This window comes from Legionella maioricensis (assembly GCF_023618015.1).
In the GTDB taxonomy this organism is placed as follows: Bacteria; Pseudomonadota; Gammaproteobacteria; order Legionellales; family Legionellaceae; genus Legionella; species Legionella maioricensis.
Window position 1 is genome coordinate 485,443 of record NZ_JAJKBJ010000001.1, and the last position, 24,456, is coordinate 509,898.

Sequence of the window (24,456 nt, forward strand, 5' to 3'; positions counted from 1 at the left end):
GAATAACCCTTTGTTTCGATAATAGTTTATCCAGCATGCGCTTGTAACTTGCACTATACTCAATAAAAAAGGACTCATCATGATGAAATTAACGTTCCTAGGCGCCACAGAAACCGTAACGGGCTCTAAGTACTTAGTTGAGGCAGACCATAATAAAATCTTAGTGGATTCTGGGTTATTTCAAGGGTATAAGGAGCTTCGCCTTCGCAATTGGGCGCCACTACCTATTAACCCCTCATCCATTAATGCAGTACTTCTTACTCATGCACACATCGATCACTCCGGTTATTTACCCTTATTAGTAAAAAATGGCTTCTCTGGTCCTATTTACTGCACACCCGGTACCAAAGATTTATGTGCCATCCTTTTACCCGATAGTGGTCATTTGCAAGAAGAAGAGGCCAAAAATGCCAACAAGTACGGCTATTCCAAACATCATCCGGCCCTACCTCTTTATACAATCCAGGATGCAGAAACGGCGTTAAAACAATTCCGAACCAAACTCTACAATACCTTTTTTGATCCTTTTAAAGACATGGAGGTTCAATTCATCCGTGCGGGTCATATTATTGGCTCATCCTTTGTTCGCATGAAGAACCATAATACGTCCCTTTTATTTACTGGCGACATGGGAAGGCCTCATGATTGTGTCATGCAAGCGCCAAGCCTCATTGAAGACATTGATTATCTGGTGATTGAATCAACCTATGGGAATCGCCTCCACGACAAGACTCCTCCTACAGAGCTTTTAAAAAACATCATTAATAAAACCGTGCGACGAGGGGGTTCCATCATTATTCCAGCCTTTGCCGTGGCGCGCGCCCAAAGCATACTCCATTACATCGCACTATTAAAACAAGAGCAATCCATCCCGGATATTCCTGTATATCTCGATAGCCCCATGGCCATCAATGCAACCCATATTCTGTGTCACCATCAAGAAGACCACCGTCTGTCGGAACAGGAATGTAAAAACCTGTGTAACACGGCAACCTACATCAGGACCCCTGAGGAATCCAAACAACTCGATAGCAATCAATTTCCCAAAATCATCATTTCGGCCAGCGGCATGGCAACAGGAGGTCGTATTTTATTTCATTTAAAAGCCTATGCCCCTCACCATGAGAACACCATCCTTTTTGCCGGCTACCAAGCAGGTGGAACGCGTGGTGCCCGTATGATTCAAGGTGAGACGGAAATTAAAATACACGGGCAGATGGTTCCTGTTAAAGCACAGGTTGAATCCTTAAGTAACCTCTCGGCCCATGCAGATTATGAAGAGCTCCTGCACTGGTTAAGCCATTTTCGTAAACCGCCTAAAAAAGTTTTTATTACCCATGGCGAACCCCAAGCGGCAACTTCATTAAAGGCGAAAATAGAACAGCAATTTGGCTGGACCTGTGTGGTTCCTCACTACCAACAAACCGAGACGCTCACGTGAACACCACTCATGCAGCATTAACACTCACCCATATAGGGATTAACTCGTCAAAAATGGCGATTATTTACATGCGCGAAGACTGTCACATCTGTCGCTCAGAAGGGTTTGTGGCCGAGGCCCGCGTAGAAGTCACACTCAATAACCAAACCATCATCGCCACCATCAATACCACTGAGGTGACATCCAATTTACTCAAACCCGGCGAAGCAAGCCTCTCGAGCTATGCTTGGGATTTGCTCTCAGCAAAGATAGGCGATAAAATTTCTATTGCCCACCCAAAGCCACTTGACTCATTAAGCTCTATTCGCTCCAAACTTTATGGGAATGAATTAAAAACAGAAGAAATTAACCACATTGTGGCTGATGTCGTGACAGGACAACTCTCCGATGTTCAGATTGCTATGTTTCTTGCAGGAAGTGCGGGAAGTCGATTGAACACCAATGAAATCCTTGATTTAACGAATGCCATGGTGCAAACCGGAAAGAAATTGCACTGGCCCTCACCGTTTATTGTGGATAAGCACTGTGTTGGTGGCTTACCCGGCAATCGCACTACCTTAATTGTAGTTCCTATAGTTGCAGCCTTTGGACTCATGATGCCTAAAACCTCCTCCAGAGCCATAACCTCACCCGCAGGAACAGCCGACACCATGGAGGTTTTTGCGCCCGTTAATTTAGACATCAAAACCATGCAAAAAGTAGTGGAGCAAGAACATGGGTGCATTGCTTGGGGTGGTGCCGTTGCTTTAAGCCCTGCGGATGATTTACTCATTCGCATTGAACGTTCCATCGATTTAGACAGCGAAGGACAAATGGTGGCTTCCATTCTCTCTAAAAAAATTGCCGCAGGTTCAACCCACATTGTCATTGACATTCCCATTGGTCCTACTGCAAAAGTAAGGACGATGGAACAAGCAACAGCGTTAAAAAATACCTTAGAGCGTATCGCCAAAGAATTTTCCATCCAACTCAATAGTGTTTTTACAGATGGAACCCAACCCGTTGGTCGTGGCATCGGGCCTGCTCTTGAAGCAAGGGATGTATTTTCTGTGCTTTCTTGTCACCCCTCAGCACCTCAAGATTTACGAGACCGTGCCTTAACCCTGGCAGGACACCTACTCGAATTTTCTCCCGAAGTTGTATCCGGTACGGGCAAACAACTGGCAGAATCCCTATTGAATAGCGGAAAAGCATTAACAAAATTCGAAGCAATTTGCCAAGCCCAAGGTGGATTTTTTAATATTCCTTCTGCACCGTACACCCAAACCATTGAATCCACACAAACAGGCAAGGTTATGAGCATTGATAATCGCTTAATTGCCCGTCTTGCAAAACTAGCCGGGGCACCCAAATCAAAAGCAGCGGGAGTTGAACTCTTAGCGCCTTTAAACACGGAGGTAGAAAAAGGCCAACCCTTACTCATTGTTCATGCAGAAACTCAAGGTGAGCTTGATTATGCCTTGGCGTTTCATCAACAAGGGCATCCTGTTATCCATATTGAGGAATCCACATGAAGCCAACACCAATCCTCTTTTCCCTGTTTGACAGCGACCATTTTGCCAAGGCAATGCAGCAGCAACTGGGGTATGACATGGGCAATATCACACTGCACCAATTTCCCGACGATGAAACCGTGATTAACATCAAATCTTCAGTGAACGACAAAGACGTCATCATGATTGCTGATTTAACCCATCCCAATAGCAAAATACTGCCTCTTCTCTTCGCTGCTGAAACAGCCAAAGAATTAGGAGCAAAGAAAATAGGTCTCATCGCACCTTATCTTGTTTATATGCGCCAGGATAAACGCTTTCAACCCGGAGACAGTATTACCTCTCATTATTTTGCAACATTGATTTCGAATTATTTTGATGGGCTGATGACCATTGACCCTCATCTTCATCGTTGGCATGCTTTAAATGATATTTATTCCATCCCAGCAATTGCACTGCATGCAACGAAGCCCATTGCAGCTTGGATTAAAGCTAATGTACCTGATGCATTGCTTATTGGACCCGATGCTGAAAGCGCGCAATGGGTTTCAGATATTGCTCAAAGAATTAAAGCACCCTTTTTAATTCTGGAAAAACAAAGAAAAGGCGATAATCTCGTTGAAATATCCATTCCACAAATTGACTTATATCAAAACCATACACCCATCTTAGTCGATGATATTATTTCAACCGCAGCCACCCTGATTAAAACGGTCAATCATTTAAAAGCACTCCATATGAAGCCTCCTATTTGTATTGGAGTACATGCGCTGTTTGCAGGAAACGCCTATGAGGACTTACAAAAATCAGGAGTCAAGCAAATCATCACCTGCAATACCATTGCGCATGCCTCGAATGCAATTGATGTAACGGATTTGATGATTGAAGCAATGGATGATTTATTTAAGACTTAAGGAGATAAGATGGAGGACGCCATTGAATCCATAAAACAGTATATGCGAGCGGCCAATTACCTCTCTGCCGCGCAAATTTATTTAATGAACAATTGCTTACTGGAACAACCACTTACCTTTGCAGACATCAAACCACGCTTATTGGGTCACTGGGGTACTTGCCCAGGCATTAATTTCATCTATGCTCATCTTAATTATCTTATTAAAAAACACAAATCATCCATCCTTTTGTGCTTGGTCCAGGTCATGGTTATGCAGCACTACAAGCCAATCTTTTTATTGAGGGGACTCTAAAAAAATACTATCCAGAAGCAACACATACCGAACAAGGAATAGCTTACCTTATTAAAAATTTTTGCTGGCCTTATGGTTTTCCAAGCCATAGTAACCCTGGAACTCCTGGTGTTATTTTGGAAGGAGGTGAATTGGGTTATTCACTCGCTACAGCTTATGGTGCTGCACCTGATAATCCTAATCTTATTGTCGCTTGTATTATTGGCGACGGTGAAGCTGAAACAGGACCAACAGCCACAGCCTGGCATTTGAATAAATTCATTGATCCTGCGACTAATGGTGCCGTTCTTCCTATTCTTCACCTAAATGGATACAAAATCTCTGGCCCAACCCTTTTTGGCCGAATGAGCAATAAAGAATTGAAATCCCTCTTTTATGGCTACGGCTATCAGCCTTTTATTGTTGAAGGTCAGACTATTCACCAATAAAATGATGGGCATGCTTGTACTGTTATCAAACCATTCGAATCATTCAAGAATCAGTTCGAAGGACAACCAAAAAACACTACCAAGACTTCCAATGATGATTTTAAATACCTTAAAAGGCTGGACATGAATTAAAACCCTTTATAATCAAGATTGAAGACGATTGTCTCTCTCATCAGGTAATCGTCACACAAGCCAAGATGGATCGTTTAGAACTACTCCTTCTAGAGCAATGGCTTCGATTTTAATATCACTAATCAACTGGTTTGAGTCAATGTCGGTCTTTAATTTACACTGACCATATTGGGTCATCTCGCCAATTATTTATAAATCCCATTTCGACTCCTGGAAACTGCTCATTTCTTTCAAATAGCTCAAAGAGCTTTATTTTCCAATTAGATTCAGGTGCAATTTTTTCTAATAATTGATCTATGACAAAAGCGATTAATTGAAAACGATAGTTACCATCAATATGGGTTTTAATAGGAGCATTCTTAGGAATTAGCGGAGGAATAACGAGCCATCTATTCCATAATCTTGAATGATGAGCACATAGGTTCCTTGTATAGGTTAAACTTTTTATCCAGGATTCAATTACAGTTGTATGCTGACCTAAAAAAGAAGCAATTTCATTACGCACATCTTTCGACTGGATATTATTAAACATCTTAGAACAGACACCAAAGGAGAGTGCCTCAACCATCATCCAAATTGGTGGAAAATATGGCTTATCATAATTTTTATGATAATGTTGAATAAATAGTTCCTGCTTATTGGTACTAATCGTTTTAATTGTTTTTAGATAATCATCAAAAAAATCTCTTTCTTTATTTGCACCAGCTTTAGCCTTAAAGTGATTTCGCTCTACATACCAAAAAGGATTAAATCGGATACTTGTCACATTGGTTAATGCCGCTCGAAATGCCACCTCTATTTTTTCAATTGCATCAGCAACAAGTAACCTTAACTCTCTGTCAAATTGATAAAGCTGCCAAACTTGTTCAAATGTGGCGTTTTCTTTAAATTGGCGAGGGCTATTTGCGTTGTGCGATTGCTTAAAAGGCAAAAGATAGGATGATAAGCGATAATAGCTTACTGTTTCTAATGCACGAACAGCATGTTTTTGATCCTCAATATGCAAACCCTGAGAAATTAAAAACTCTAGCTGTTGACTAACAGTAAGTGCAGGTTTCGTGTAACTCTTTTCAACCATAAAAAAATAACCCGTCGTGGTGCGCATCGTTGAGAGGCGTGACGGGCATGGTTAATTCATATTATAGCGCAACCACTCTCAAATTCAAATACGCGTTTTGTATTTTTATTAATTCAGGTAATAAGTGATTATACCACTCAGAGTCAGTCTAATCAAAATACTAATAATCGACACAAGATTCTAATGTGGCTATGTGTCACACAGGGAAATATTGATTGGGACTGCCTAGCGCTGCCTGACACAACAGTGACGAAAACGTGCCGTAACTATGGCCGTTTGTAGTGTGTTTGTGGCAGTTCTAGGCAGGAATTCGATGATTTGATGCATCGTAAGCTGTTGATTTATAATGTTTTATATTATTGAGTATCAGGCTTCGAACCAAGGTGTCGGGGGTTCGAGTCCCTCCGAGCGCACCATTTAATCAAATACTTACGTTCATTTTTCCAATTTCAAGAAAGTAGATGTAGCAAATTTGTAACACTTTTTACTACATCCTTGAAACCTAAGCCTTACTACCTGTACCCACTCCCAAACTGCTGATTCTGTTTGCAGCATTACTTAAATGATCGCCTGAAAGGTGAGCATAACGCAATACCATATCAAAACTAGACCATCCACCCAACTGTTGAAGCTCTTGTAAGCTAGTGCCATTTTGAACATGCCAACTAGCCCAAGTATGCCTCAGATCATGCCATCTAAAATTTTCAATCCCTGCTCTTTCCAAGGCTTTGCTCCAAGCACGAGTACTACATTTCTGAATTTGATTATTTTTATAGGTAAAAACAAATTCTTTATGAATACCCTGCCGACTTACTAAAATAGCTATTGCATCATCATTTAAAGGCACTGGAATAGCTTTCTTAGTTTTAGCTTCATCAGGATGTATCCAAGCATGTCGCTTGTTTAAGTCGAGATTAGACCATTTAAGCCCGGTTACATTACCAGCGCGTAATCCAGTTGCTAATGAAAAAGCAGCCATATCTCGAAGATGTGAGGGCAATTCATTAAGTAATCGATTAGCCTCATCTGGAATTAACCAGCGAATTCTATTTTTCTCAACCTGCCGCATACGAATAGCAGGAACTTTATCAATCCACTCCCACTCCTTGTGGGCTTTTGTAAGAATTGCGCGAACCACTTCCATTACTCGATTAACAGTAGTTAAAGTAACGTCCTCTGTTTCCTTCTGTAGCGCTACATCTTCGAGAATATCACGATTAATTTCATTTAAACTCAAGTTTGCTAAATGCTTATCTAACCAACGCAAATGAAACTTATCTGTTTCAATACTTCTTTTAGCACTATTTTCTTGCAACCATCGCACTACAGCATCTTGCCAAGAATAAACTGGTTTATGGGCTAATCTTTCCATACCCCATAATTCAGCCTTCAATTTATCATGATATTCTTGAGCTGCTACTTTGTTCTCAGTCCCAGTGCTTCGTTGTATTCTTTGTCCCTTGTGTGTGAAGCTAACCCACCAAGTTTCATTTCTTTTGTAAAGCGCCATTGTTGCTTACTCCGTTTTGTAGCGCCTTGCGATGTAACACGTGCAGAATACTGAGAACGCATATACAAAACAAGATCCTGTTCAATAAAACACCAACCACGGCCAATTTTAACAGCAGGCAATGTTCCCTCTGCTGCTAATCGGCGGATTGTTTCTTTATGAGCACCTAGAAATCTTGAGGCTTGATCAATATTCATTGTATTGAAGTGAGAGACTGGAGAATTACTTAGTTGTCCATTCATGAATTCGTTCATTACTGTCCTTAGATTTACAAATTACTCGATTCGAGTAATTATTTAAACATAACGAGTTTTTCGACGCAATTCCTTTTTAGAGTTTTTAAAGATCTATAAATCTCGCTATACCTTTATTCCATTTGTTTATACAATGATCGCTAAAATCTATTAAATTAAGGTGATAGGATGAACTTACTTAATGACTTAGAAGCATTGATCGGTATTGAATTTTTAATTGAAAATGAATCTACAGCACTGGAGATAACCCCTGAAGTTACTCAAATCGAACAGCCCCACGCAAATAAAATTGCACTCATTCAATAATCAAAATGCATAAATTGATTGTTGTTGGTTCCGGTATCAAGTCTGTAGCACACTTGACTGAAGAAACTAAAAGAATCATTCAAAACTCAGATAAAGTACTGTATTTGGTTAATGAAGAACTATTAAAACAATGGATTGTAAGAGAGTCGAAAAGTGCGGAATCATTGGAACCAATTTATTTTAATTCAACCAAGCGAATAGACGCTTACACTAATATAACGTCAGAAATAGTTAGAAGTTATTATCAATATACTAATCTCTGCGTTGTCTTTTACGGGCACCCCACAGTTTTCGCCGAATCGGCTTTACAAGCGGTTAAAATAATCCAAGCAGAAAAAGGCAATGCCATCGTATTACCCGCCATATCGTCTATGGATTGCTTGTTTTCAGATTTACAAATAGATCCCGGAGCGCAAGGATGTTTTAGCATTGATGCTACTGAGCTACTAATTTATGAGCGTAAATTAGACATCCAATCCCATGCAATCCTATGGCAAATTGCAAATCTAGGAATGTTTAATAGACAAAAAACAATAAAGCTAAATGTGTTGAAGGACTATCTTAGTAATTATTATTCAAACGAACAACAAATTTGCTTATATGAAGCAGCCCTCTATCCAACTCAAAAACCTAGAATTGAATGGCTCAAATTATCTAGTTTAGAGGAGGTGGAAATAAACCCTATCTCCTCGCTTTATATTCCCCCCTCTCCTACCACAAAACTGAGCACAAAATACATCGAGCTCCTAGAGATTGATTTAGACAATTTTAAATTATCTACTGAGACTCACGCAGCCCCTAAATAATTTGGCATCACTAGCAAAACTTTTATTTGAATTATCAAACATAAAAGAAAATCGTTTATCAGTATTCAATAAACTAGCAGAATTACTAATAACACCACTACCCGTTGCTTTATAATGATAGAAGTTAAACTTTATTTGTTTACTCATATGATACAGAGGGCTTCCATAAGCATCCCCATCTACACCGATAAACTCTTCTTGATAGGCAAGAAGAACGTTTCTTAAAGTTTCCAACTCATTTATTGTGCTATTACTCTGATTTGTTTTAAATGTATTAATTTTAGAAAATGGGCATTGCAAGGGATAATAAACACTATCATTCTTTTCAAACAAAGGAGCAGGCACCATTACTGTTGGCGTATGCTCTAACTGGTAACACTCATCATATATTTTTTGTATGGCTGTGACAGGAAAATATTGATCATCTATTGCTGGTTTTACTCCAATACCAGAACCCATACAAATGTTATATATGTATTTAGCTGTATCTATAATGAATGGTGTAGGTCTGAATCTATTAATTTTTTTGGCTCTCAAAAATAGCTCATTGCAAGATGCATCATAGGCATTTTGAGTTAATTTTTTTCTTAAGGATTCAGAGAAATAAAGCTTTAATTTCAACCAATTATCATTCGTTTTAACTTCATTAATAAACTCTTGAGAGAAATATAAAATTTGACTACTCCAATCAGAACGGAGTGTTTTATCCTGCAAAATTTCTTTAAAAATCAGATGATGTTCATAAGGCGATTTAGGTGCGGGTACATTCACATTAAAATATTTTTGAATGCGAGAGTGCCTTCTTGTACAACCTATATTAGGTAATAAGAATGATGACAAGGCTCCTGATGAGACGGACAAAACATTATTATCTACCGTTTGATCTTCATCAAATACCACCTGCATGTTGAATATGGCTCCAGGCCCTTGAACACAGTCAGGAAAAATATGATCATCAGAACCGAAGTGATGCCACTCACAAAATTTGTTTAAAATCATACCTAACGGCAGGCTATTTTTCCCATATCCTAAGTGCTCGAATAGCTCGTTGGCGGTATGCTTACTATCAATTTTTTCTAAAGTTCCCTCTGGAGTAGGCAAATAGGCATGATTTTTAATACCAAAATGAGAACCAAAGGAATAGTGAGCTAGAAAAAAGGGGATATTTTTATTTGGTGAGATTTTTTCAATCACTTCATACAGTGCAGGGTTTACTGCAAAAACAGCCTGCTTTATCTCGTCCCATGAAGTTCTTTCTATCTTGTTCATTCCATAAACACCCGACAACTTGTTCCACTCGTGAACAGTATTACATCAAAAATTAAAAAAACACTTAATCTTAACTAATTCTAATGTTAGAGTCACGGCTCACGGATAGGAGGTCAAATGAGTACTGTAGAGCAAAGAATGCCTAAAGGGATAATGTTTCTTTATTTAATACAAATGTTTTCCACATTCTCATTTGCAGTGCTTTATTCTTCATTGTCTTTATATATCACTAACCAGCTAGGTTTATCAAACCACTTATCTAACAGCATAGTAGGTTTATTTTTAGCATTTAATTTTGTGTTGCATCTATTTGGTGGACTAATCGGTGGCAATTGGTTAAGTAACCGGTTTCTATTCCTATTAACTACTATTTTGCAAACCTTCGGCATACTATGCTTAGTGTTTCCAGAAACTACCTCACTTTACCTCGGCTTAAGTTTGTTTTTAATTGGTTGCGGATTAAATACAACTTGTTATAACACGATTCTCACCCAACGTTTTTCATCTTCCGATCCAAGACGAGATAAAGCTTTTTTTATAAGCTATTCGACTATGAATATAGGCTTTTGGGCTGGTTTTATTTGTAGTGGCTTTTATGATGCCTCAAATCACTACGAAGAAATTTTCTACGCTTGCATAGCAACTAACATAATTACCACATTATTAGTTACCTATTGCTGGAAAAACATCAATGACATAAATACCAACCTAGCATTAAACTCTGCGCAAAAACAAAGAATAAAGGGTATTGGAGGAGTTTTATTTATAGTACTTCTTATACCTGTTTTGAACATTTGCTTTAAGTTACCTGATTTTAGTAATGGTCTAGTGATAACGATTAGTATGCTAATGTTCTTCGTTATTTTATTTATCAGAAACAATCAAAAAATACTCGCAAACAGACAAAAAATTACGGCCTTTTTAATTTTAACTATTACATCCACTGTGTTTTGGATGATTTATTATACGGGTCCAATGGGTGTTACTTTGTTTATTAAGAATAATGTCGATAAACAACTTTTAGGATTTGATATTCCTACACAATGGATTCTAAATATTAACTCATTTGTTATTATTATTGGCAGCCCATTACTCGCTTTATTAATTAGCAAACTACAGAACAAAGGTTACACGTTTTCTGTTTCTACCCAGTTTATTTGGGCATTTTTTCTCCTAACAGTGTCCTTCATTTCTTTATCCTGTGGAATTCATTTTGCTAATGAAACCGGTTATACCGCTTTTAACTGGATTGTTTTGCATTTTGTAACACAAGCAATAGCGGAATTATTTATAGGCCCTGTGGGCTATGCAATGATTGGGCGTATAGCTCCAAGCCATTTACAAGGACTTCTAATGGGAAGCTGGATGCTTGTTTCTGGTGTATCTGCATCCTTATCCCATTATTTTTCCAACTCAATGATTAAATCTGAATCATCAAATCCTTTGTTAAGTAATTCAGATTATTATTACGTATTTAATGAGTTAGCAGTATGGGCATTAGCAGGCGCACTATTCTTGTATTTAATTGCAGGAAAATTACGTTTATTCATGAATGAAGCGTCAGATAAGAATGATTCTGCATCCCCTGAATTACTTCATCAATAGAAATAATTTTTTACCTATGCTTAGGATTAAAACAAAATTACATTTTACCCCTATCATTTTCCAAGAAAAAAACATAATTTTATTCTCTGACTCACTGTGCTTAACTAATATTTCACTTTTATGGATGAATAAGCTTTGGAGTTTATGACATGGGATGTCTAGCAGAAGTTTGGGAATCAGAGTTTGATATTCGTTTCAATTGCAACAAATCTGCCCAAAAAATTATTTTGGAATTTTTATTAACCTATAGCAAATATGATCTAAAAGAACTCTCTGAGTTACTAGAGGTCACGCCCTTCTGTTTAAATCAGGTACTCAATGACAAAGAATATTTATCCGAAACCGTGTCTTCAAAAATGATGGATTGGCTTTATATTTTTATTGGTAATTAAATGAATGATGCTCTCATTAGATTATTTTAGATTCAAAATCTTTCTTGCTTCTTTAATATCAATTTTGAATTTGTATCCATGCTTTTCTAAAAGATGCAAAAGGTTTTCTCCTGTTAATAATGTAATATTTTTATCTTTTGCAAATTCATAAGCATCTGGACCATAATGGCTCGTTGTAACAAGAATCCCCCGATTTGCACTTTCATTTTGTATAGCACCATATAGATCGCGCACTGCAGAAACATCAACTAGCTTGGTATATCTTTTGGCTTGAATGATAAACTTACCACCTCTAATAGGATCTGGGTCGTAAATTATTGCATCGACCCCCCGATCATGACTTGCATGAGTGATTCTTACTTCCGCACCATGTTTAGAGAATTCTTTCTCAAAAAGCTCACGAATTAGATGCTCAAAATCATTCCAATCCATTGCTGCTAAATTATGATCTGGTGATAATCCCACCATAATTTCTCTACCCTCAATGAGACGATTATCATTTTTATTTATTACTAAAATTGGTGCAACTGGAATATATTCTAAAATATTTTTTGCTATCACACCTTTAAATGACTTAAAGCATTCTTTGGGATCTAAATTGGTAATTATAAGTTTCTTAATCTTATCAACAGTTGCATGAACGGATAAAATACACTCATACCTTTCATGACCATTCGTCTTATCAATAAAATTAACCCAACCATTAAAAACAATTGATGAAATCGCGTTAATTTCATCTGTTATCGCAACCTCATATAAAGTGCGAATGGCGATAGCTGGTAGCGAGAATTCAACGATTGATTTTCGTTTAATTTTCGATACGGGTTTTAATTTAAATTGCTTTGTCTCTTCCAGAATTTCATATCTTTCAAAATCGGGAAGTTGAAAATCAATAATTATAATTTTTGAATCTGGCTCATAATTAGTTTCAAAATGTCGAGGAAATGTATCAGGATATGGCGATTGTAAAAGGATCATTTGTACGAATTTTTCTATAGCAGCTTTATCTCCGCTTTCATATCCAGTCTTTAGCTTTATTAATTGTTCATTTTCAGTTATTGCAGATTGATCAAATGAGTCCTTTTCATTTGACCAAATCGATAACGCCTCTTTGAGCATCTTCTCACTCTGAGTGCGTTTAACTATCCAGTGAGAGTGAGCTCTATTATAGTTGGCCAAATTTTGATTGTATGCATCCATGCTTAACTCATAGGATTTATAGTATTTACTACTTCTTTTTCGTCTCTCAACGATATTATATCGCCACTGCCACACATATAATGTTAGATTGTGCCAAATTTTTCCAACATATATGAAAAGGCTCTCAAATATTGTGGCCAACTTCGGACTTCTATCTCTTAGAAATCGAATTTTGATATCGGGTTTAATATAAGAAGGTTTTGAGAAAATCTTCAACATTCCTGACGCTATATCATCGTAATATGGTTCGACAGGCTCTTCAGGTTTTAATGGCTCAGTCAACAAACCTTCGATCTTAGGTGGAACAGCTTCAAATTGCCTAATTTTTAACACTTCCTTCCAGTTGAAAGGACATTCTATTCTGCTTGGAATAGATAACAAGCATAGTAAATCATTAAAGTAAATCTGCCCTTCTCCAATCAAAGCATGCTTTTCGCAAAACATAGGTTTGAAAACTGATGTAAATTGAAAGTTTTTATATTTTTCCGCACGCACAGAGACTCGCATATCTGAATAATATTCGAAATCATTCGATACAGATCGCCTTCTATAATAATTATGTCTGCTCATCAGATTGTCATTTCCTTTTAATCCATTTTGAAAGTATAGACTGCAAATGGATATTACTATTTGATTCAGAAACCTACAAAATTAAGACCAATTAATTAGTCTAAAAATTCAATTAGAATTAACGGTATCCAATTCTATAGAATAATAGCTGATAATCCCTCAATTTTTGGCTCAATTGCCTTTAATTAATAAAACCCCAAATATCATCAGAAAGACATTTTTCCATTTACCTTTGTGAATTAATTATATACAATATGTCTTTTTTATTTTTATCATTAATATATGTGGATACCAAAAATAAGTTTAAGAAGATGGTTTAAAATATATCCTAGTCTGGAAACCTCTTTACCATTATATTGCGACTGCACTAGAGAGTTAACTAACATTGTCCCTTTTGTAGCCAAAAATTACATTGGTATAAAAAGTGATGCCTGCTCTTGTGGGCTTGGCAAGCAAATTTTAAGTATTCCTCGAAATGAAAAAATTAGGATGCAATTACATAAGAATATAGTAGGTTTTTTAGATTAACCCCTACATCTTAACCCTTTATCTAAATTCGATATTAATATTTCGCCAAACTTCCTATCAAATACTTTGTTCTCTATATGCCTTTCGATATTTTCTTGTTGTTTTGATGTGTATTTTGTATGGCGTTTATAGGCTGCTAGAGTTGGAGCTCTAAAAGAAGCTATTTCCTTAGGATGTAAATTTTTATCCGTTGTTATTTTATGATTGGCTAATTTTAAAATCACTCCAATAATATCGTGCAAAATATCCATTTGAAGATGATCAATATTAGAATGTTCTTTCACCTTAATGATAGGTATGGCCGAGTTAACAAGAGTGGATTTTATTAAAAAGTTAAACCCAGAATCCCCCCAAGTTAAAGCCCCTTGAAGACTAATTTCGCTGCTAGAAAAGTTAGGTATCAGAAAAGCAAATTTATCTTTCTCTATATGTGCAAGTTGGTCTAAAAGAAAATAACTTTTTGTCCATCCCTTATCTTCCTGTTTATAAGTTGCTGAAACTATTGCTAAATTATTATTAGTAATAAAGTCTCTCATTTTCTATCCATAATTAACAAGAGTTGTTCAATAATTGTAGTTCATTTTCAGGTCACTTGGAAAAATAAGAGACAATCCTATTGAGCTTACTATAGAGTTAAGGCTTCTGACTTTCAGAATTAGCCATAAAGATTTAGGCATATGAGTGATATTTTTTATCATTCATAAGACAGTGTTGATTATATTTTTCAACAGGAATCCCCATATAATTTAAAGAAATAATTCAGAACAAGCTGCTTTCTTGCTTTTCCGCATTTTGTTTACCCTATATTTAGAACCACAAGAGCTTGAGCACCATTTGGCATTTGAGCGACCTATAAAAAACTTAAGGCAATCTTTGTTACAGCACCTTTTCAACCCTTGAAGCCCACCAAGCGAGGTTACATTGGAGAACATGTAAGCTCCGAAAACTAAGGGAGAGGGATTCTTGGGCATGTAAGCAACATGAATGGCAGAGAGTTTATTTTCTCTATTTCCTACAAGGAATTGAATTCTTACATTCCAAAGAATTTCATTTAGTTTATTTACTAAATTATCAGTAAGGCCATTTTTATAATACTCCTCCATGCACTCATAAATGATAGCATCAAGTTGAGGCAGGGTATTTGGGCAATCCTTTCCATTCACTCTTTCAATATGAAAATTTGCTGCTTCTACTAAAAAAGAGGATTCTTTAGCTCCGTAAAACTCGAGTCCCTCACCTGTATTAATACAAAAATAGTCATGTAACGCTTTTTCCACTTAAATCCCCTCTTGAATATGTAACGTATTTGATGTTTATATCCCGTTACATTGTAGTTTTCAACCCTAAAAGAAAAGGATAAGAAATGATAGATATTAAAATGCCTGATTTTAATCGTATGGAAATGGCTTCTACAAAAAACTGTATGCAGTTAGGATGGAGTGCTAATTATTATTTTCCATCTTGCCCTCAAGAAATTGGAAAAAATTCATTTGAAACGTATTTCAAGAATTTAAAAATTGGGGCGGTATTTGCCTATAACGATGATTCCCCCAAATTAATAGTACGAAAGGTAGCAAAGGGGGAAAATAGCTCTTCAATTTTAGTGATGTGTGAAAGAGAGGGAATTTGGTGTGAGCGGCTGGGGTTTCTACCATGGAGCATTACCGAAATTACTTTAGAGAATAAACTATTCATTCATTCAAATTTAGGCTCCCATTTTGAGAAAGATGATGCTGACAAACATTTCGCATCAAGCAGGGTTGAAAATGCAGGGAAGCAATTTCAAACAATTACAGGAAAATAAGAATAAGCTAAATCTAGCTTATTCTTATTTGAAAAATTATTCGAGTTGATTTTTAATAGATGTTAAATTTTTCTCTACTTCAACAATTTCATCTTCCTTCTCACAACTATAGACTTGAGCATGTCTTAAGGCTTGAATTGCATAATCAATATTATATATAGCAGAATACTGATCATTAGCTATTGCTAAAGCAGCCTCCTCCGTTTGGAATGTAGCATATTGCAATTTTTCCCTACATTTATCTAAAATTTGCGTATCCCCAATAACAATCAATCGCTCATAAATTAAATAGCATTTCTTTGCAAGCGGCACATCAAATAAAGCCGCATTGCTAACTGATGTTAGTGAAGAAAGAAACAAAGCTAAAATAGTTTTTTTATTCATTTTTTTTCCATTAAATTACAAAATACACTGATACGTCAGTTCACATATTTCCTTACACGCAAAGGATGATATCACTATAATTTCCGGAAATCTAAGTTATATACTAAAGCTCGAATTACCTCTTAATTGTTCTAAATAATGAAATAACTGAACCAATAAAAATTTCTTTAAATTCTTTTGAAATTTTAACATCCGGCCAATCATTATTGATTGCAATCAATTCAAACTCGGGTTTTTCTTTGGATGCTGATAACTGTTTAAATTTACGAATAATAGCCTCAGACTCATTTTCTAATCTGACAATAATAAAATCTCCGGGATTCGGCTGAGTATCAGGATCAACGATTAAAATATCATCAAATTTAAACTCGGGAATCATACTTTCATCTATAACTGCAAGCGCAAAAGCGTTTTTCCCTATGCGTTTTTGAACTGTAGAACTAATTGGAATTAAATCTATTTTTTCAGAATAAGACTCATCTTTTATTCTTTCGATTGCTAAAGCAGGATCACAAGCACTTTTATAATCTAGTATAGGTAATAGACCACCTAAGCCGGGGGTTTTAAAACTCCCTTGTCGATCATCAGAGAGACACATTAAAAATGAAGGAGAAACTTCTAAAACCTTTGCTAGCTGCTTAATTTCCTCTGGTCCGGGAGTTCGCTCTCCCCTCTCATAATTATTTATTCGAGAAATATTTAAGTTATCTGTTAGCTCAGCAAGCGCCTTCATAGTGAGATTTTTGCTCTTGCGCTCTTGTTTAATCCTTAATCCAATTTTCTCTTTAATACTCATTCAGTTGGCATACAAAAAATATTCTTAAAAATATGATAACAGATATTGACTCATTCTCAATGTGTGTTAACTTTAAATCTTAATTGCTCATTTCGAGTAATTTTACTCAAAAAGAGTTTATTGGTTTTGGACGTTGCATATGGAGAAGTGCCGGGATGTTGGATTTCATAATTAACCAAAATGAATTGGCCGCATTATGTGGGTTACCTCACATCCAGCAGCTTACTTATTTTAGAGGGATACGACCATATATGGACGTTAAAACAGGGCTAGTAGGTGTTAAAAGACGTATTAGTCATCAATCAATTTCTGAGCAACTCTACATTGAGCCTCGTCCCGGTATAAAAAGCCAAAGCTTTTCTCGTGATCAGGTTCGCCGTGCCATTGCTGGTTTGGTACGCGCTGGTGCAATTGTTGTCCACTCAGAAGATATGCACTTAATTTTAAAATGTGAATTAGCAACGAGGGGTTATTCTGCCCAAAATAAAGCCACCATAAACCCGCCACAGAAAACCACCATAAAGCCACCCGTTACAGATCAATTAAACACTGGCTTATCAAGGATTGAAGTTGAGAAAAGCGACATAGCGAACCCTTCAAAAGCCGCCATACCTCTATATAAAGATAATTATTATATTTATTTATTAGCGCAATTCGAACAATTTTGGTCTTTGTATCCCGAGAAGAAATCCAAGAGCAATGCTCAAGCTGCATTTGAACAGCTAAATCCTAATACCGAGCTATTTCAGCAACTCATGCATGCCTTACAGCAGCAACTTCAACACAGAAACCAACTTAAAGCACAAGGCACATGGGTGCCACCTTGGAAATATCCAGCAAACTGGTTAAGCAAACGCAGTTGGGAGGATGAATTATTTATGGACGCATTACAGGAGAAACCTCATGCAAAGCATGAAAAAAATACTAGGACAAATAACACCGGAGCAGACATGTTCTGCCCTCCCTGTGATGAAGAAGAATCAAGAGCAGACAATGTCATCTCATTCCAGCGATACCAGTAAGGAACAAAAGCGGATTGATTTATTGTTCTCAAAATTTGCAGCCTTCTATGGGCATATTTGGCGAAGCCAATTTAAGGATGAACAGTTTTTGAAATTTGCTAAGAAAGAATGGCTTGATGGTTTAGTGGAGTTTTCTGAAGTGGTACTGCATGAAGCCATCATCGGATGCCGGGAGCAATATGAGATGCCTCCATCATTACCGCAAATGATTGGCTTTTGTAAGCAAATAAAGAAACGAAAGGAGTTTCGAACAGTTCCTGTTCATACCCGAGCGCAGGAAGACATAGTCAACAAGAACGTCAAACGCTGTATGGAACTTTTAGCCTAAAAAAGGAGAGCAACATGTTGGTATTAACCAGAAAGGCAGGACAGCAGATTTTTATGGATAAAGGGCGCATTCAGATGAAGGTAATCAAAATAGAAGATGATGTCATTAGCATTGGTATCGATGCCCCTCTACACATTGATATCGCCCGAGAAGAGGTCTTTTCTCAAAATTTGGCGCAAGAAAAATTAGCTTCTTTAACAAGGGGTACACGATGAACAAACTTCAAAAGGTGCAAAACAAAGTATCGCTAGCATATTGGACGATGATTTGTTCACTTCTTCCTGCAACAACACATGCAAAGAGCATTGAAAGCATTATCGATAGAACCGTCCGTTATTTGCAAGGAGGGCTTGCTCGCTCTATCGGGATTCTATGCATCATAGTAGCGGGTTACTTATGTTTGTATCGACAAAAGTTTCCCAAAGAATACTTCTCAATGATTCTTGTGGGTCTGGGCATCATTTTTGGTGGTTCTACCTTGTACAACACTTTTATTGGCTAGGAGGGGCGCATGAACACTCTAAAAAGTAGTCCTCTTTTTAATGCATTAACAAGACCCGCAATGACGCTAGGGGTAACCTTTGAATACCACATCCTAAACTTGATGGTTTCGATGTGCGCATTTATAGGCCTATCTCCACTGTACGGTCTTATTTTTATACCCCTTCACGTTTTTGGCTGGTTGGTGTGTCGCTACGACATTCATTTTTTTACGATTTGTGCCAAATGCTATTTATTGCCTCACGCCCCAAATAAAACTCTTTGGAAGGTGCGCGCTTATGAACCGTTTTAAGATAGTAAAACCCGTAACACTTGAAGCCAAGGTTTCAGATAATTTCCCTGTCACCCATTTAAATTCACCCAGTATTTTTGAGTCTCAATCCGGTTTAATTGGCTCGGTATTACGGGTAGAGGGGATTTCTTTTGAGGTGGCAGAGACAGAAATATTAAATCACCAACTCTTTTTACTACATCAAGCGCTAGTCGGTTTGGACTCACGTTTTATCGTCTATGTCACGACCCACAGACATAAAGCATCGCGTGTACTCAAGGGTGATTTTAAATCCGAGTTTGCTCAAGCACTCAATCAACGCTACCACCAACGCTTTGCCCATAACAAAACCTATGAAAATACCTTGTATCTCACCGTGGTATTAAAAGGGGATGACTCAAGTAAAACAGGCTCGTGGATTGAATGGTTGAAAGGCATTGGTCATGTCAGTTCTGAACTCAAACACATCCAGCGAGAAAAAGATGGTGCCACCCTCAGTAATGCAGTGAGTCAATTACAAGCTAATTTATCCTCATTCGGAGCACACCGTTTGGGTGATAAGGATAAAGATAAAGGGTTTAGCGAGCTATTAGAGTTTCTGAGCTTGGTGGTCAATGCGGGTCAAACGCTCCCCTATCAACAACCACAGTATAATCCACCAATAGCCAATACCATTTCCAGTGCATTTAAGAAAGAGGCGATCTATCCAGAAGGCCATCTCGGACAATATTTAAGCCGTTACCAACTGTTGTTTGGCGAGTACGTACAATTTCAAGGTAATACCCTAAGTGAGTGTACCTTTGGCGCGCTATTATCCTTAAAGAAATACCCTACCGATACGGTGAGCATTTTATTAGATAATTTACTGTCCCTAGATTGTGAATTTATTTCCACCCATACGTTTGCCCCAATTGGACGTGATAGTGCCTTAGATAAAATTACTAAAAAGCGTTCCAAGTTAATTAATGCCGAAGACAAAGCACTCAGCCAAATGAATGCATTAACTGAATTAGAAGATGGTATTGCCAGTGAAACCCTATTATTAGGCGCCCATCATCATACCTTAATGCTTCTTGCACCCAATAAAGAACACTTAGACGACTTAATACTAGAAGCAACCAAGCGTTATGCCAGCAGTGGCATTGTGGTTGTGAAAGAAACCTTAGGCCAAGAGCCTGCCTTTTGGAGCCAAATTCCGTGCAACCCCCATTTTATTGCTCGAGCATCACTCATTACCTCGGAAAACTTTGCAGGGTTTTGTTCGCTTCACAATACCCAATCAGGCTATTCCCATGACAACTTTTTAGGCAGTGCAGTCACCCTGCTTGAATCTCCATCGAAAACACCGGTGTATTTTAATTATCATGCGCGGGGTTCACGCACCAATCCATCTAAAGGCCATGCGGCAGTCTTTGGCGGTAACAATGCAGGCAAAACAACGCTGGTTAATTTTTTAGATGCCCAAATGGGGCGTTTTGGTGGTCGCAGCTTTTTTCTGGATAGGGATGAATCCTCCAAGATTTACATCTTAGCCTCAGGGAACAGCCGCTACCTTAAAATCGCGCCATCGAATCCTGTATCGATGAATCCATTACAGCTACCCGATACGCCGGAGAATCGATCCTTTTTAAAGTCATGGTTCGCCACCCTACTTTTAGAAGAGCATGAACAAATGATTCCAAGCCACATTGGTGAAACGATTAATGAGTGCATTGACTATGCATACGAGCAATTAGCTCCCGAATACAGAACATTAAGCATTGTCAGTCAATACTTACCTGTTGATTTCCCTCGTTGGTCACACCTTAAGCGTTGGCTGAAACAAGACACCGCACGAATTGATGGAGAGTATCACTGGTTATTTGATAATGAGTCCGATGCCTTAAATCTTGAGTTTGATAAGGTTGGCTTTGATGTCACCTTCCTCATGGATAGCACCCCGCAATTAATCGCAACACCTGTGTACTTGTATTTATTACACCGTATGCGCCAATGCCTTGATGGTCGGCTCACCTCGTTTGTACTGGCTGAAGCATGGCAGTTACTCGCCTCTCCTTTTTGGGAGAAAACGCTGCGTGAGTGGTTGCCCACTATTCGGAAAAAGAACGGGCATTTTATTTTTGATACCCAATCGCCACAAAGCATTATCAACTCGCCTATTCGGCATATCGTATTAGATAACTTGGCAACCTTGATTGTATTTCCGAATCCTCGTGCGGAAAAAGAAACCTACATTGATGCATTAAAACTGACTGAATCCGAATTTGAAGCAATCAAAGAAAGCACACCAGAGTCCCGACTATTTCTTTACAAGCAAGAACATGAATCCATGTTATGTCGTCTTGATTTAAGTGAATTAAGTGACTTCATTCGAGTGCTTTCAGGAAACACCCGTTCAGTGACATTGCTTGATGAATTAATGAAGGAGTTAGGCACAGAACCCCAAGCATGGTTGCCCTCTTTTTTTGAACGGAGTGCCTATGAATAAAAAAGCCCTCTTATTCTCAATGCTCTTAGCATTATCACCGATAAGCCACGCCGATTTATTAGGGGTAGAAGATGCACAAATGATTGCACTTTCATTAAAGCAACTCAATGAACTGCAAGAACAATACCGCATCTTGCGTGATACCTACGAAAGTACTCAAGCCCAAGTGGAGAACTTAAATCAACTCAAGTCCATGAATTCAGGACATTATGGTTTTGGTGATCTTAATAACGGTTTAGATAGCTTACAAAGTTGGCAATCGCCGGTCAGCACGTGGCAGGATGCATTACAAAATCTATCTGGCGGTAATTCTTCTCGATATAAAGAATTGGTTGCAGCTTATGAAAAAAACCACCCTGCCCTAGATGAGACGAGCTTTAAGACCAATACCTCCCCTGCTCAAGCAGCACGTTTTAAGGAAGATAAAGCCGTCAATCGTGCGGTCTTAGTGCAAACCACAGAAAGCTACAACGAAATCAATAAACACATGGAAGCGCTTCATAAGCTTTCCAAACAGATTGAGCACTCATCCAATACCAAAGGCGCTATTGATTTAAATTCCCGACTGTTAACTGAAATTGGTTTTATTCAACTCATGAGCTTACGCCTGCAAACATTGATGAGCCAACAAGTAGCACAAGACAGCTTGGCAGATCTCCAAGATAGAGCTGAGATCGCGCGTTTTAACCGATTACCCAATAAATAAGGAGGAATGATGACTATGAAATGGATTTTTAGTGTGTTGCTTCTAGGTCTGCTGACTGGCTGTTCGTCAACACCACCTGATTTAGATGCTCCTTGTGCTCAATTTGGCCGTTATTGCCCGCAATATCCTATTAATGAAGCACCTTTACAGGAGGGTAAATAATGAAGAATTTACTGAAAAGTAGCGTGGTGTTATTAGGAATTATTGCTTTATGCGCTTGTCATCATCAAAACCCATTAACAACTCATTCCAAGCAAGACACGTTCAGATTTTTGCTGAATGCATCAGCTAATTCTGAAAAACGCCTTCATATTCCGACACAAAAAGATTCTTATGGTTATGCCTATTTGGAGTGCATGGATGGTAAGACTAGCCCTGAGATATCTTGTGACGCTTTGTATAAAGAGATGGTTTCCTTTGCTAAAGAACAGCATACAGGCTTTGAACATTTAAGCGTAAAAGATGTCACTGATTCCAGTGTATTTGCATCGCTCGCTGAGGATTATGCCGAATATGCAGCCACTCATGAACCACACATCCTAAGTGAGAACAAATCATGAGTACCACAACGTACAATAACTTCATGATTCAATTAGCCAGTGAACTGGATGCAATAACCCGTACGTTTGTTTTTGATGGCTATAGTGCGGTGTCGTCTATACTGCAAGCCCCTTTGGCCTCTATGATTGTGCTCTACATCGTGCTCAAAGGATATGCTATAACACGCGGCCTAATTGAGCAGCCCCAGCATGAACTGCTTCGCTTCTGCATTCGAGTAGGATTAATTTACTTGTTCGCTATGAATTGGAGTTTTTTTTCATCTCATGTCTGCGATTTATTCATTGGCGGCAGTGAAACGATTGCAACCAAACTGATGCTTGCCCTACATAAACACGGCTTAGGGAACTCCATCAACCAAGGGCTGCAAAATGTCCTTGATGAAATATCAATGCTAGGTTGCGATTTATTTGAAGCAGGCTCTTTAAGGAAACTCACACCCTACTTTGCCGGAATGATGGTGTTTCTATCAGGGAGTTTGACGGTTGGCTTGGCCTTTATTGAAATTATTATTGCAAAACTTATGTTGGCGGTTCTTTTGTGTACCGCACCATTGTTCATTTTATTCACCCTCTTTGAACAAACTAAATCCTTTTTTGAACGCTGGCTTGGAGTACTGGCCGGTTTTTCCTTTGTACTTATCCTTGTGTCCAGTGTGGTTGGCCTCTGCATTCACTTACTGCATTGGGTCACTTCATCGTTTACAAGTAATGATAATCCGGTAACCGCAGCCATTTGGATACCTATTTTCATTGTGGCCTGCCTGTGTGTGATGGGTATTCTTCAAGCGGTCAATATAGGTAAAAGTATTGGCGGCTCGGTATGTACTTCCTCTGGTGCTGCGATGGTCGGAGGATTCATCGCCGGTAGTCTAAGCACAGGTCGCCTTACCCAAAAGACCATGAGTAACACGAGTAAAGGATTGGGTTCAAGCGCTTCCTCACTTGCTCGCGGCGGGCAGCATACAAAAAATGCAGCTACCCATTTATTCAAACAACTCCATAAAAACTTAAGAAGAGGTGCTTCATGAACCAACACCCATCGTTAACACGCTATTTTAACCACGCAAGATCCTGGGCTGATGATACGTTTGGACGAATAGAGCAATCGCGTAAGCGTTATCAAGTCGCTTTTCTAGCCTCGATGAGCTTGAATGTCATGGCATTAATCGTGGTGGCCGTATTATCTCAGTACCAAACCTTAATACCGCTGTTAGTACACCATTATGATAATGGGGTACTAACAGTGGATGCGGTAGCCAACAAGCATACGCCGATGAATCAAGACCAAGTCCGAAGCGACATTGCGCGTTACATCCAAAACCGTGAATCCTACGATGCATCCAGCTATCGTGCGCAATTTGAATTAATTCACTTAC

General features: G+C 38.2%; 28 protein-coding genes and 1 pseudogene. 20 read left to right on the forward strand and 9 right to left on the reverse strand.

What is annotated here, in order from left to right; genetic code table 11:
- Window positions 1-82 precede the first annotated feature (82 nt).
- The 4 genes and pseudogenes from LOX96_RS02155 (at window position 83) to LOX96_RS02170 (ending at window position 4,570) form a co-directional block, all read left to right on the forward strand.
- The gene (locus LOX96_RS02155; protein WP_250420811.1) at window positions 83-1,441 is read left to right on the forward strand and encodes an MBL fold metallo-hydrolase RNA specificity domain-containing protein; all 1,359 of its coding nucleotides are present in this window, start codon (window positions 83-85) and stop codon (window positions 1,439-1,441) included.
- Window positions 1,438-2,955, forward strand: coding sequence for a thymidine phosphorylase family protein (locus LOX96_RS02160; protein ID WP_348645823.1), 1,518 nt, complete (start codon window positions 1,438-1,440; stop codon window positions 2,953-2,955). The genes LOX96_RS02155 and LOX96_RS02160 overlap by 4 nt, the downstream gene beginning before the upstream one ends.
- A complete protein-coding gene (locus tag LOX96_RS02165) occupies window positions 2,952-3,848 on the forward strand; it encodes a ribose-phosphate pyrophosphokinase (RefSeq protein ID WP_250420719.1) in 897 nt (298 codons plus the stop codon). The genes LOX96_RS02160 and LOX96_RS02165 overlap by 4 nt, the downstream gene beginning before the upstream one ends.
- Window positions 3,849-3,890: 42 nt before the next feature.
- A pseudogene (locus tag LOX96_RS02170) lies at window positions 3,891-4,570 on the forward strand (phosphoketolase family protein).
- Window positions 4,571-4,856: 286 nt separating this feature from the next.
- Here LOX96_RS02170 and LOX96_RS02175 read toward each other — a convergent pair.
- The 3 genes from LOX96_RS02175 to LOX96_RS02185 form a co-directional block, all read right to left on the reverse strand.
- Window positions 4,857-5,780 (reverse strand): Abi family protein, encoded by a 924-nt coding sequence (locus LOX96_RS02175; protein WP_058388290.1) that lies wholly within the window; start codon window positions 5,778-5,780, stop codon window positions 4,857-4,859.
- 502 nt (window positions 5,781-6,282) lie between these two features.
- Window positions 6,283-7,290, reverse strand: a complete 1,008-nt coding sequence (locus tag LOX96_RS02180; RefSeq protein WP_250420718.1) for a tyrosine-type recombinase/integrase — start codon at window positions 7,288-7,290, stop codon at window positions 6,283-6,285.
- The gene (locus LOX96_RS02185) at window positions 7,197-7,544 is read right to left on the reverse strand and encodes a helix-turn-helix domain-containing protein (RefSeq protein WP_250420717.1); all 348 of its coding nucleotides are present in this window, start codon (window positions 7,542-7,544) and stop codon (window positions 7,197-7,199) included. The genes LOX96_RS02180 and LOX96_RS02185 overlap by 94 nt, the downstream gene beginning before the upstream one ends.
- Before the next feature lie 168 nt (window positions 7,545-7,712).
- On the opposite strand from LOX96_RS02185, the gene LOX96_RS02190 reads away from it, so the two are divergent.
- Window positions 7,713-7,850, forward strand: coding sequence for a hypothetical protein (locus tag LOX96_RS02190; RefSeq protein WP_250420716.1), 138 nt, complete (start codon window positions 7,713-7,715; stop codon window positions 7,848-7,850).
- A gap of 5 nt (window positions 7,851-7,855) precedes the next feature.
- Complete coding sequence (locus LOX96_RS02195) at window positions 7,856-8,656, forward strand: SAM-dependent methyltransferase (RefSeq protein ID WP_250420715.1); 801 nt, start codon at window positions 7,856-7,858, stop codon at window positions 8,654-8,656.
- Here LOX96_RS02195 and LOX96_RS02200 read toward each other — a convergent pair.
- On the reverse strand, window positions 8,624-9,925 hold the full coding sequence (locus LOX96_RS02200) for a hypothetical protein (protein ID WP_250420714.1): 1,302 nt from the start codon (window positions 9,923-9,925) through the stop codon (window positions 8,624-8,626). The two genes, LOX96_RS02195 and LOX96_RS02200, sit on opposite strands and share 33 nt — an antisense overlap.
- Before the next feature lie 117 nt (window positions 9,926-10,042).
- Between LOX96_RS02200 and LOX96_RS02205 the strand changes: the two genes are divergently transcribed.
- Both LOX96_RS02205 and LOX96_RS02210 read left to right on the forward strand, forming a co-directional pair.
- A complete protein-coding gene (locus LOX96_RS02205) occupies window positions 10,043-11,530 on the forward strand; it encodes a peptide MFS transporter (RefSeq protein WP_250420713.1) in 1,488 nt (495 codons plus the stop codon).
- Window positions 11,531-11,679: 149 nt separating this feature from the next.
- Window positions 11,680-11,922: a hypothetical protein gene (locus LOX96_RS02210; protein ID WP_250420712.1), complete on the forward strand. Its 243-nt coding sequence runs from the start codon at window positions 11,680-11,682 to the stop codon at window positions 11,920-11,922.
- Window positions 11,923-11,943: 21 nt separating this feature from the next.
- On the opposite strand, the gene LOX96_RS02215 is transcribed toward LOX96_RS02210, so the two are convergent.
- The 3 genes from LOX96_RS02215 to LOX96_RS02225 form a co-directional block, all read right to left on the reverse strand.
- Window positions 11,944-13,692 carry a restriction endonuclease gene (locus LOX96_RS02215; protein WP_250420710.1) on the reverse strand — a complete coding sequence of 583 codons (1,749 nt, stop codon included), beginning with the start codon at window positions 13,690-13,692 and terminating at the stop codon, window positions 11,944-11,946.
- 524 nt (window positions 13,693-14,216) lie between these two features.
- Window positions 14,217-14,756, reverse strand: a complete 540-nt coding sequence (locus tag LOX96_RS02220; RefSeq protein WP_250420707.1) for a hypothetical protein — start codon at window positions 14,754-14,756, stop codon at window positions 14,217-14,219.
- Window positions 14,757-14,966: 210 nt separating this feature from the next.
- Complete coding sequence (locus LOX96_RS02225) at window positions 14,967-15,497, reverse strand: CGNR zinc finger domain-containing protein (protein WP_250420705.1); 531 nt, start codon at window positions 15,495-15,497, stop codon at window positions 14,967-14,969.
- An 86-nt stretch (window positions 15,498-15,583) separates the two neighbouring features.
- Here LOX96_RS02225 and LOX96_RS02230 point away from each other — a divergent pair, with 86 nt between their 5' ends.
- Window positions 15,584-16,024 carry a hypothetical protein gene (locus LOX96_RS02230; RefSeq protein ID WP_250420702.1) on the forward strand — a complete coding sequence of 147 codons (441 nt, stop codon included), beginning with the start codon at window positions 15,584-15,586 and terminating at the stop codon, window positions 16,022-16,024.
- 36 nt (window positions 16,025-16,060) lie between these two features.
- On the opposite strand, the gene LOX96_RS02235 is transcribed toward LOX96_RS02230, so the two are convergent.
- Window positions 16,061-16,408, reverse strand: a complete 348-nt coding sequence (locus LOX96_RS02235) for a hypothetical protein (RefSeq protein ID WP_250420700.1) — start codon at window positions 16,406-16,408, stop codon at window positions 16,061-16,063.
- A 115-nt stretch (window positions 16,409-16,523) separates the two neighbouring features.
- A complete protein-coding gene (locus LOX96_RS02240) occupies window positions 16,524-17,204 on the reverse strand; it encodes a helix-turn-helix domain-containing protein (protein WP_250420698.1) in 681 nt (226 codons plus the stop codon).
- 155 nt (window positions 17,205-17,359) lie between these two features.
- Between LOX96_RS02240 and LOX96_RS02245 the strand changes: the two genes are divergently transcribed.
- From LOX96_RS02245 to LOX96_RS02295, 11 genes are all read left to right on the forward strand, one after another.
- A complete protein-coding gene (locus LOX96_RS02245; RefSeq protein WP_250420696.1) occupies window positions 17,360-18,226 on the forward strand; it encodes a hypothetical protein in 867 nt (288 codons plus the stop codon).
- Window positions 18,198-18,554, forward strand: coding sequence for a Vir protein (locus tag LOX96_RS02250; RefSeq protein WP_250420695.1), 357 nt, complete (start codon window positions 18,198-18,200; stop codon window positions 18,552-18,554). Before LOX96_RS02245 ends, LOX96_RS02250 begins: the two co-directional genes overlap by 29 nt.
- Window positions 18,555-18,568: 14 nt before the next feature.
- Entirely contained in the window at window positions 18,569-18,769 is a 201-nt protein-coding gene (locus tag LOX96_RS02255; protein WP_250420693.1) for a carbon storage regulator, read from the forward strand.
- Window positions 18,766-19,056, forward strand: coding sequence for a TrbC/VirB2 family protein (locus tag LOX96_RS02260; protein WP_250420691.1), 291 nt, complete (start codon window positions 18,766-18,768; stop codon window positions 19,054-19,056). The genes LOX96_RS02255 and LOX96_RS02260 overlap by 4 nt, the downstream gene beginning before the upstream one ends.
- 9 nt (window positions 19,057-19,065) lie before the next feature.
- Window positions 19,066-19,347, forward strand: a complete 282-nt coding sequence (locus LOX96_RS02265) for a VirB3 family type IV secretion system protein (RefSeq protein ID WP_250420690.1) — start codon at window positions 19,066-19,068, stop codon at window positions 19,345-19,347.
- Entirely contained in the window at window positions 19,334-21,814 is a 2,481-nt protein-coding gene (locus tag LOX96_RS02270) for a VirB4 family type IV secretion/conjugal transfer ATPase (protein WP_250420686.1), read from the forward strand. The genes LOX96_RS02265 and LOX96_RS02270 overlap by 14 nt, the downstream gene beginning before the upstream one ends.
- Window positions 21,807-22,520 carry a type IV secretion system protein gene (locus LOX96_RS02275; RefSeq protein ID WP_250420683.1) on the forward strand — a complete coding sequence of 238 codons (714 nt, stop codon included), beginning with the start codon at window positions 21,807-21,809 and terminating at the stop codon, window positions 22,518-22,520. The genes LOX96_RS02270 and LOX96_RS02275 overlap by 8 nt, the downstream gene beginning before the upstream one ends.
- A 9-nt stretch (window positions 22,521-22,529) precedes the next feature.
- A complete protein-coding gene (gene lvhB7 / locus LOX96_RS02280) occupies window positions 22,530-22,682 on the forward strand; it encodes a T4SS-associated protein LvhB7 (protein WP_250456342.1) in 153 nt (50 codons plus the stop codon).
- On the forward strand, window positions 22,682-23,080 hold the full coding sequence (gene lvrD / locus LOX96_RS02285) for a T4SS-associated protein LvrD (protein ID WP_250420679.1): 399 nt from the start codon (window positions 22,682-22,684) through the stop codon (window positions 23,078-23,080). The genes lvhB7 and lvrD overlap by 1 nt, the downstream gene beginning before the upstream one ends.
- Window positions 23,077-24,108 (forward strand): TrbL/VirB6 family protein, encoded by a 1,032-nt coding sequence (locus tag LOX96_RS02290; RefSeq protein WP_250420677.1) that lies wholly within the window; start codon window positions 23,077-23,079, stop codon window positions 24,106-24,108. Before lvrD ends, LOX96_RS02290 begins: the two co-directional genes overlap by 4 nt.
- Window positions 24,105-24,456 (forward strand): VirB8/TrbF family protein (locus tag LOX96_RS02295; RefSeq protein ID WP_250456343.1); only part of this gene is annotated, 352 nt, incomplete at its 3' end. The genes LOX96_RS02290 and LOX96_RS02295, both read left to right, overlap by 4 nt.

Bases quoted from the DNA above. Each gene is read 5' to 3' on its own strand.
- LOX96_RS02155 (WP_250420811.1), top strand. From the start codon at position 83: ATGAAATTAACGTTCCTAGGCGCCACAGAAACCGTAACGGGCTCTAAG.
- LOX96_RS02165 (WP_250420719.1), top strand. From the start codon at position 2,952: ATGAAGCCAACACCAATCCTCTTTTCCCTGTTTGACAGCGACCATTTT.
- LOX96_RS02175 (WP_058388290.1), bottom strand. From the start codon at position 5,780: ATGGTTGAAAAGAGTTACACGAAACCTGCACTTACTGTTAGTCAACAG.
- LOX96_RS02180 (WP_250420718.1), bottom strand. From the start codon at position 7,290: ATGGCGCTTTACAAAAGAAATGAAACTTGGTGGGTTAGCTTCACACAC.
- LOX96_RS02185 (WP_250420717.1), bottom strand. From the start codon at position 7,544: ATGAACGAATTCATGAATGGACAACTAAGTAATTCTCCAGTCTCTCAC.
- LOX96_RS02190 (WP_250420716.1), top strand. From the start codon at position 7,713: ATGAACTTACTTAATGACTTAGAAGCATTGATCGGTATTGAATTTTTA.
- LOX96_RS02195 (WP_250420715.1), top strand. From the start codon at position 7,856: ATGCATAAATTGATTGTTGTTGGTTCCGGTATCAAGTCTGTAGCACAC.
- LOX96_RS02200 (WP_250420714.1), bottom strand. From the start codon at position 9,925: ATGAACAAGATAGAAAGAACTTCATGGGACGAGATAAAGCAGGCTGTT.
- LOX96_RS02205 (WP_250420713.1), top strand. From the start codon at position 10,043: ATGAGTACTGTAGAGCAAAGAATGCCTAAAGGGATAATGTTTCTTTAT.
- LOX96_RS02210 (WP_250420712.1), top strand. From the start codon at position 11,680: ATGGGATGTCTAGCAGAAGTTTGGGAATCAGAGTTTGATATTCGTTTC.
- LOX96_RS02215 (WP_250420710.1), bottom strand. From the start codon at position 13,692: ATGAGCAGACATAATTATTATAGAAGGCGATCTGTATCGAATGATTTC.
- LOX96_RS02220 (WP_250420707.1), bottom strand. From the start codon at position 14,756: ATGAGAGACTTTATTACTAATAATAATTTAGCAATAGTTTCAGCAACT.
- LOX96_RS02230 (WP_250420702.1), top strand. From the start codon at position 15,584: ATGATAGATATTAAAATGCCTGATTTTAATCGTATGGAAATGGCTTCT.
- LOX96_RS02235 (WP_250420700.1), bottom strand. From the start codon at position 16,408: ATGAATAAAAAAACTATTTTAGCTTTGTTTCTTTCTTCACTAACATCA.
- LOX96_RS02240 (WP_250420698.1), bottom strand. From the start codon at position 17,204: ATGAGTATTAAAGAGAAAATTGGATTAAGGATTAAACAAGAGCGCAAG.
- LOX96_RS02245 (WP_250420696.1), top strand. From the start codon at position 17,360: ATGTTGGATTTCATAATTAACCAAAATGAATTGGCCGCATTATGTGGG.
- LOX96_RS02250 (WP_250420695.1), top strand. From the start codon at position 18,198: ATGTCATCTCATTCCAGCGATACCAGTAAGGAACAAAAGCGGATTGAT.
- LOX96_RS02255 (WP_250420693.1), top strand. From the start codon at position 18,569: ATGTTGGTATTAACCAGAAAGGCAGGACAGCAGATTTTTATGGATAAA.
- LOX96_RS02260 (WP_250420691.1), top strand. From the start codon at position 18,766: ATGAACAAACTTCAAAAGGTGCAAAACAAAGTATCGCTAGCATATTGG.
- LOX96_RS02265 (WP_250420690.1), top strand. From the start codon at position 19,066: ATGAACACTCTAAAAAGTAGTCCTCTTTTTAATGCATTAACAAGACCC.
- LOX96_RS02270 (WP_250420686.1), top strand. From the start codon at position 19,334: ATGAACCGTTTTAAGATAGTAAAACCCGTAACACTTGAAGCCAAGGTT.
- LOX96_RS02275 (WP_250420683.1), top strand. From the start codon at position 21,807: ATGAATAAAAAAGCCCTCTTATTCTCAATGCTCTTAGCATTATCACCG.
- lvhB7 (WP_250456342.1), top strand. From the start codon at position 22,530: ATGACTATGAAATGGATTTTTAGTGTGTTGCTTCTAGGTCTGCTGACT.
- lvrD (WP_250420679.1), top strand. From the start codon at position 22,682: ATGAAGAATTTACTGAAAAGTAGCGTGGTGTTATTAGGAATTATTGCT.
- LOX96_RS02290 (WP_250420677.1), top strand. From the start codon at position 23,077: ATGAGTACCACAACGTACAATAACTTCATGATTCAATTAGCCAGTGAA.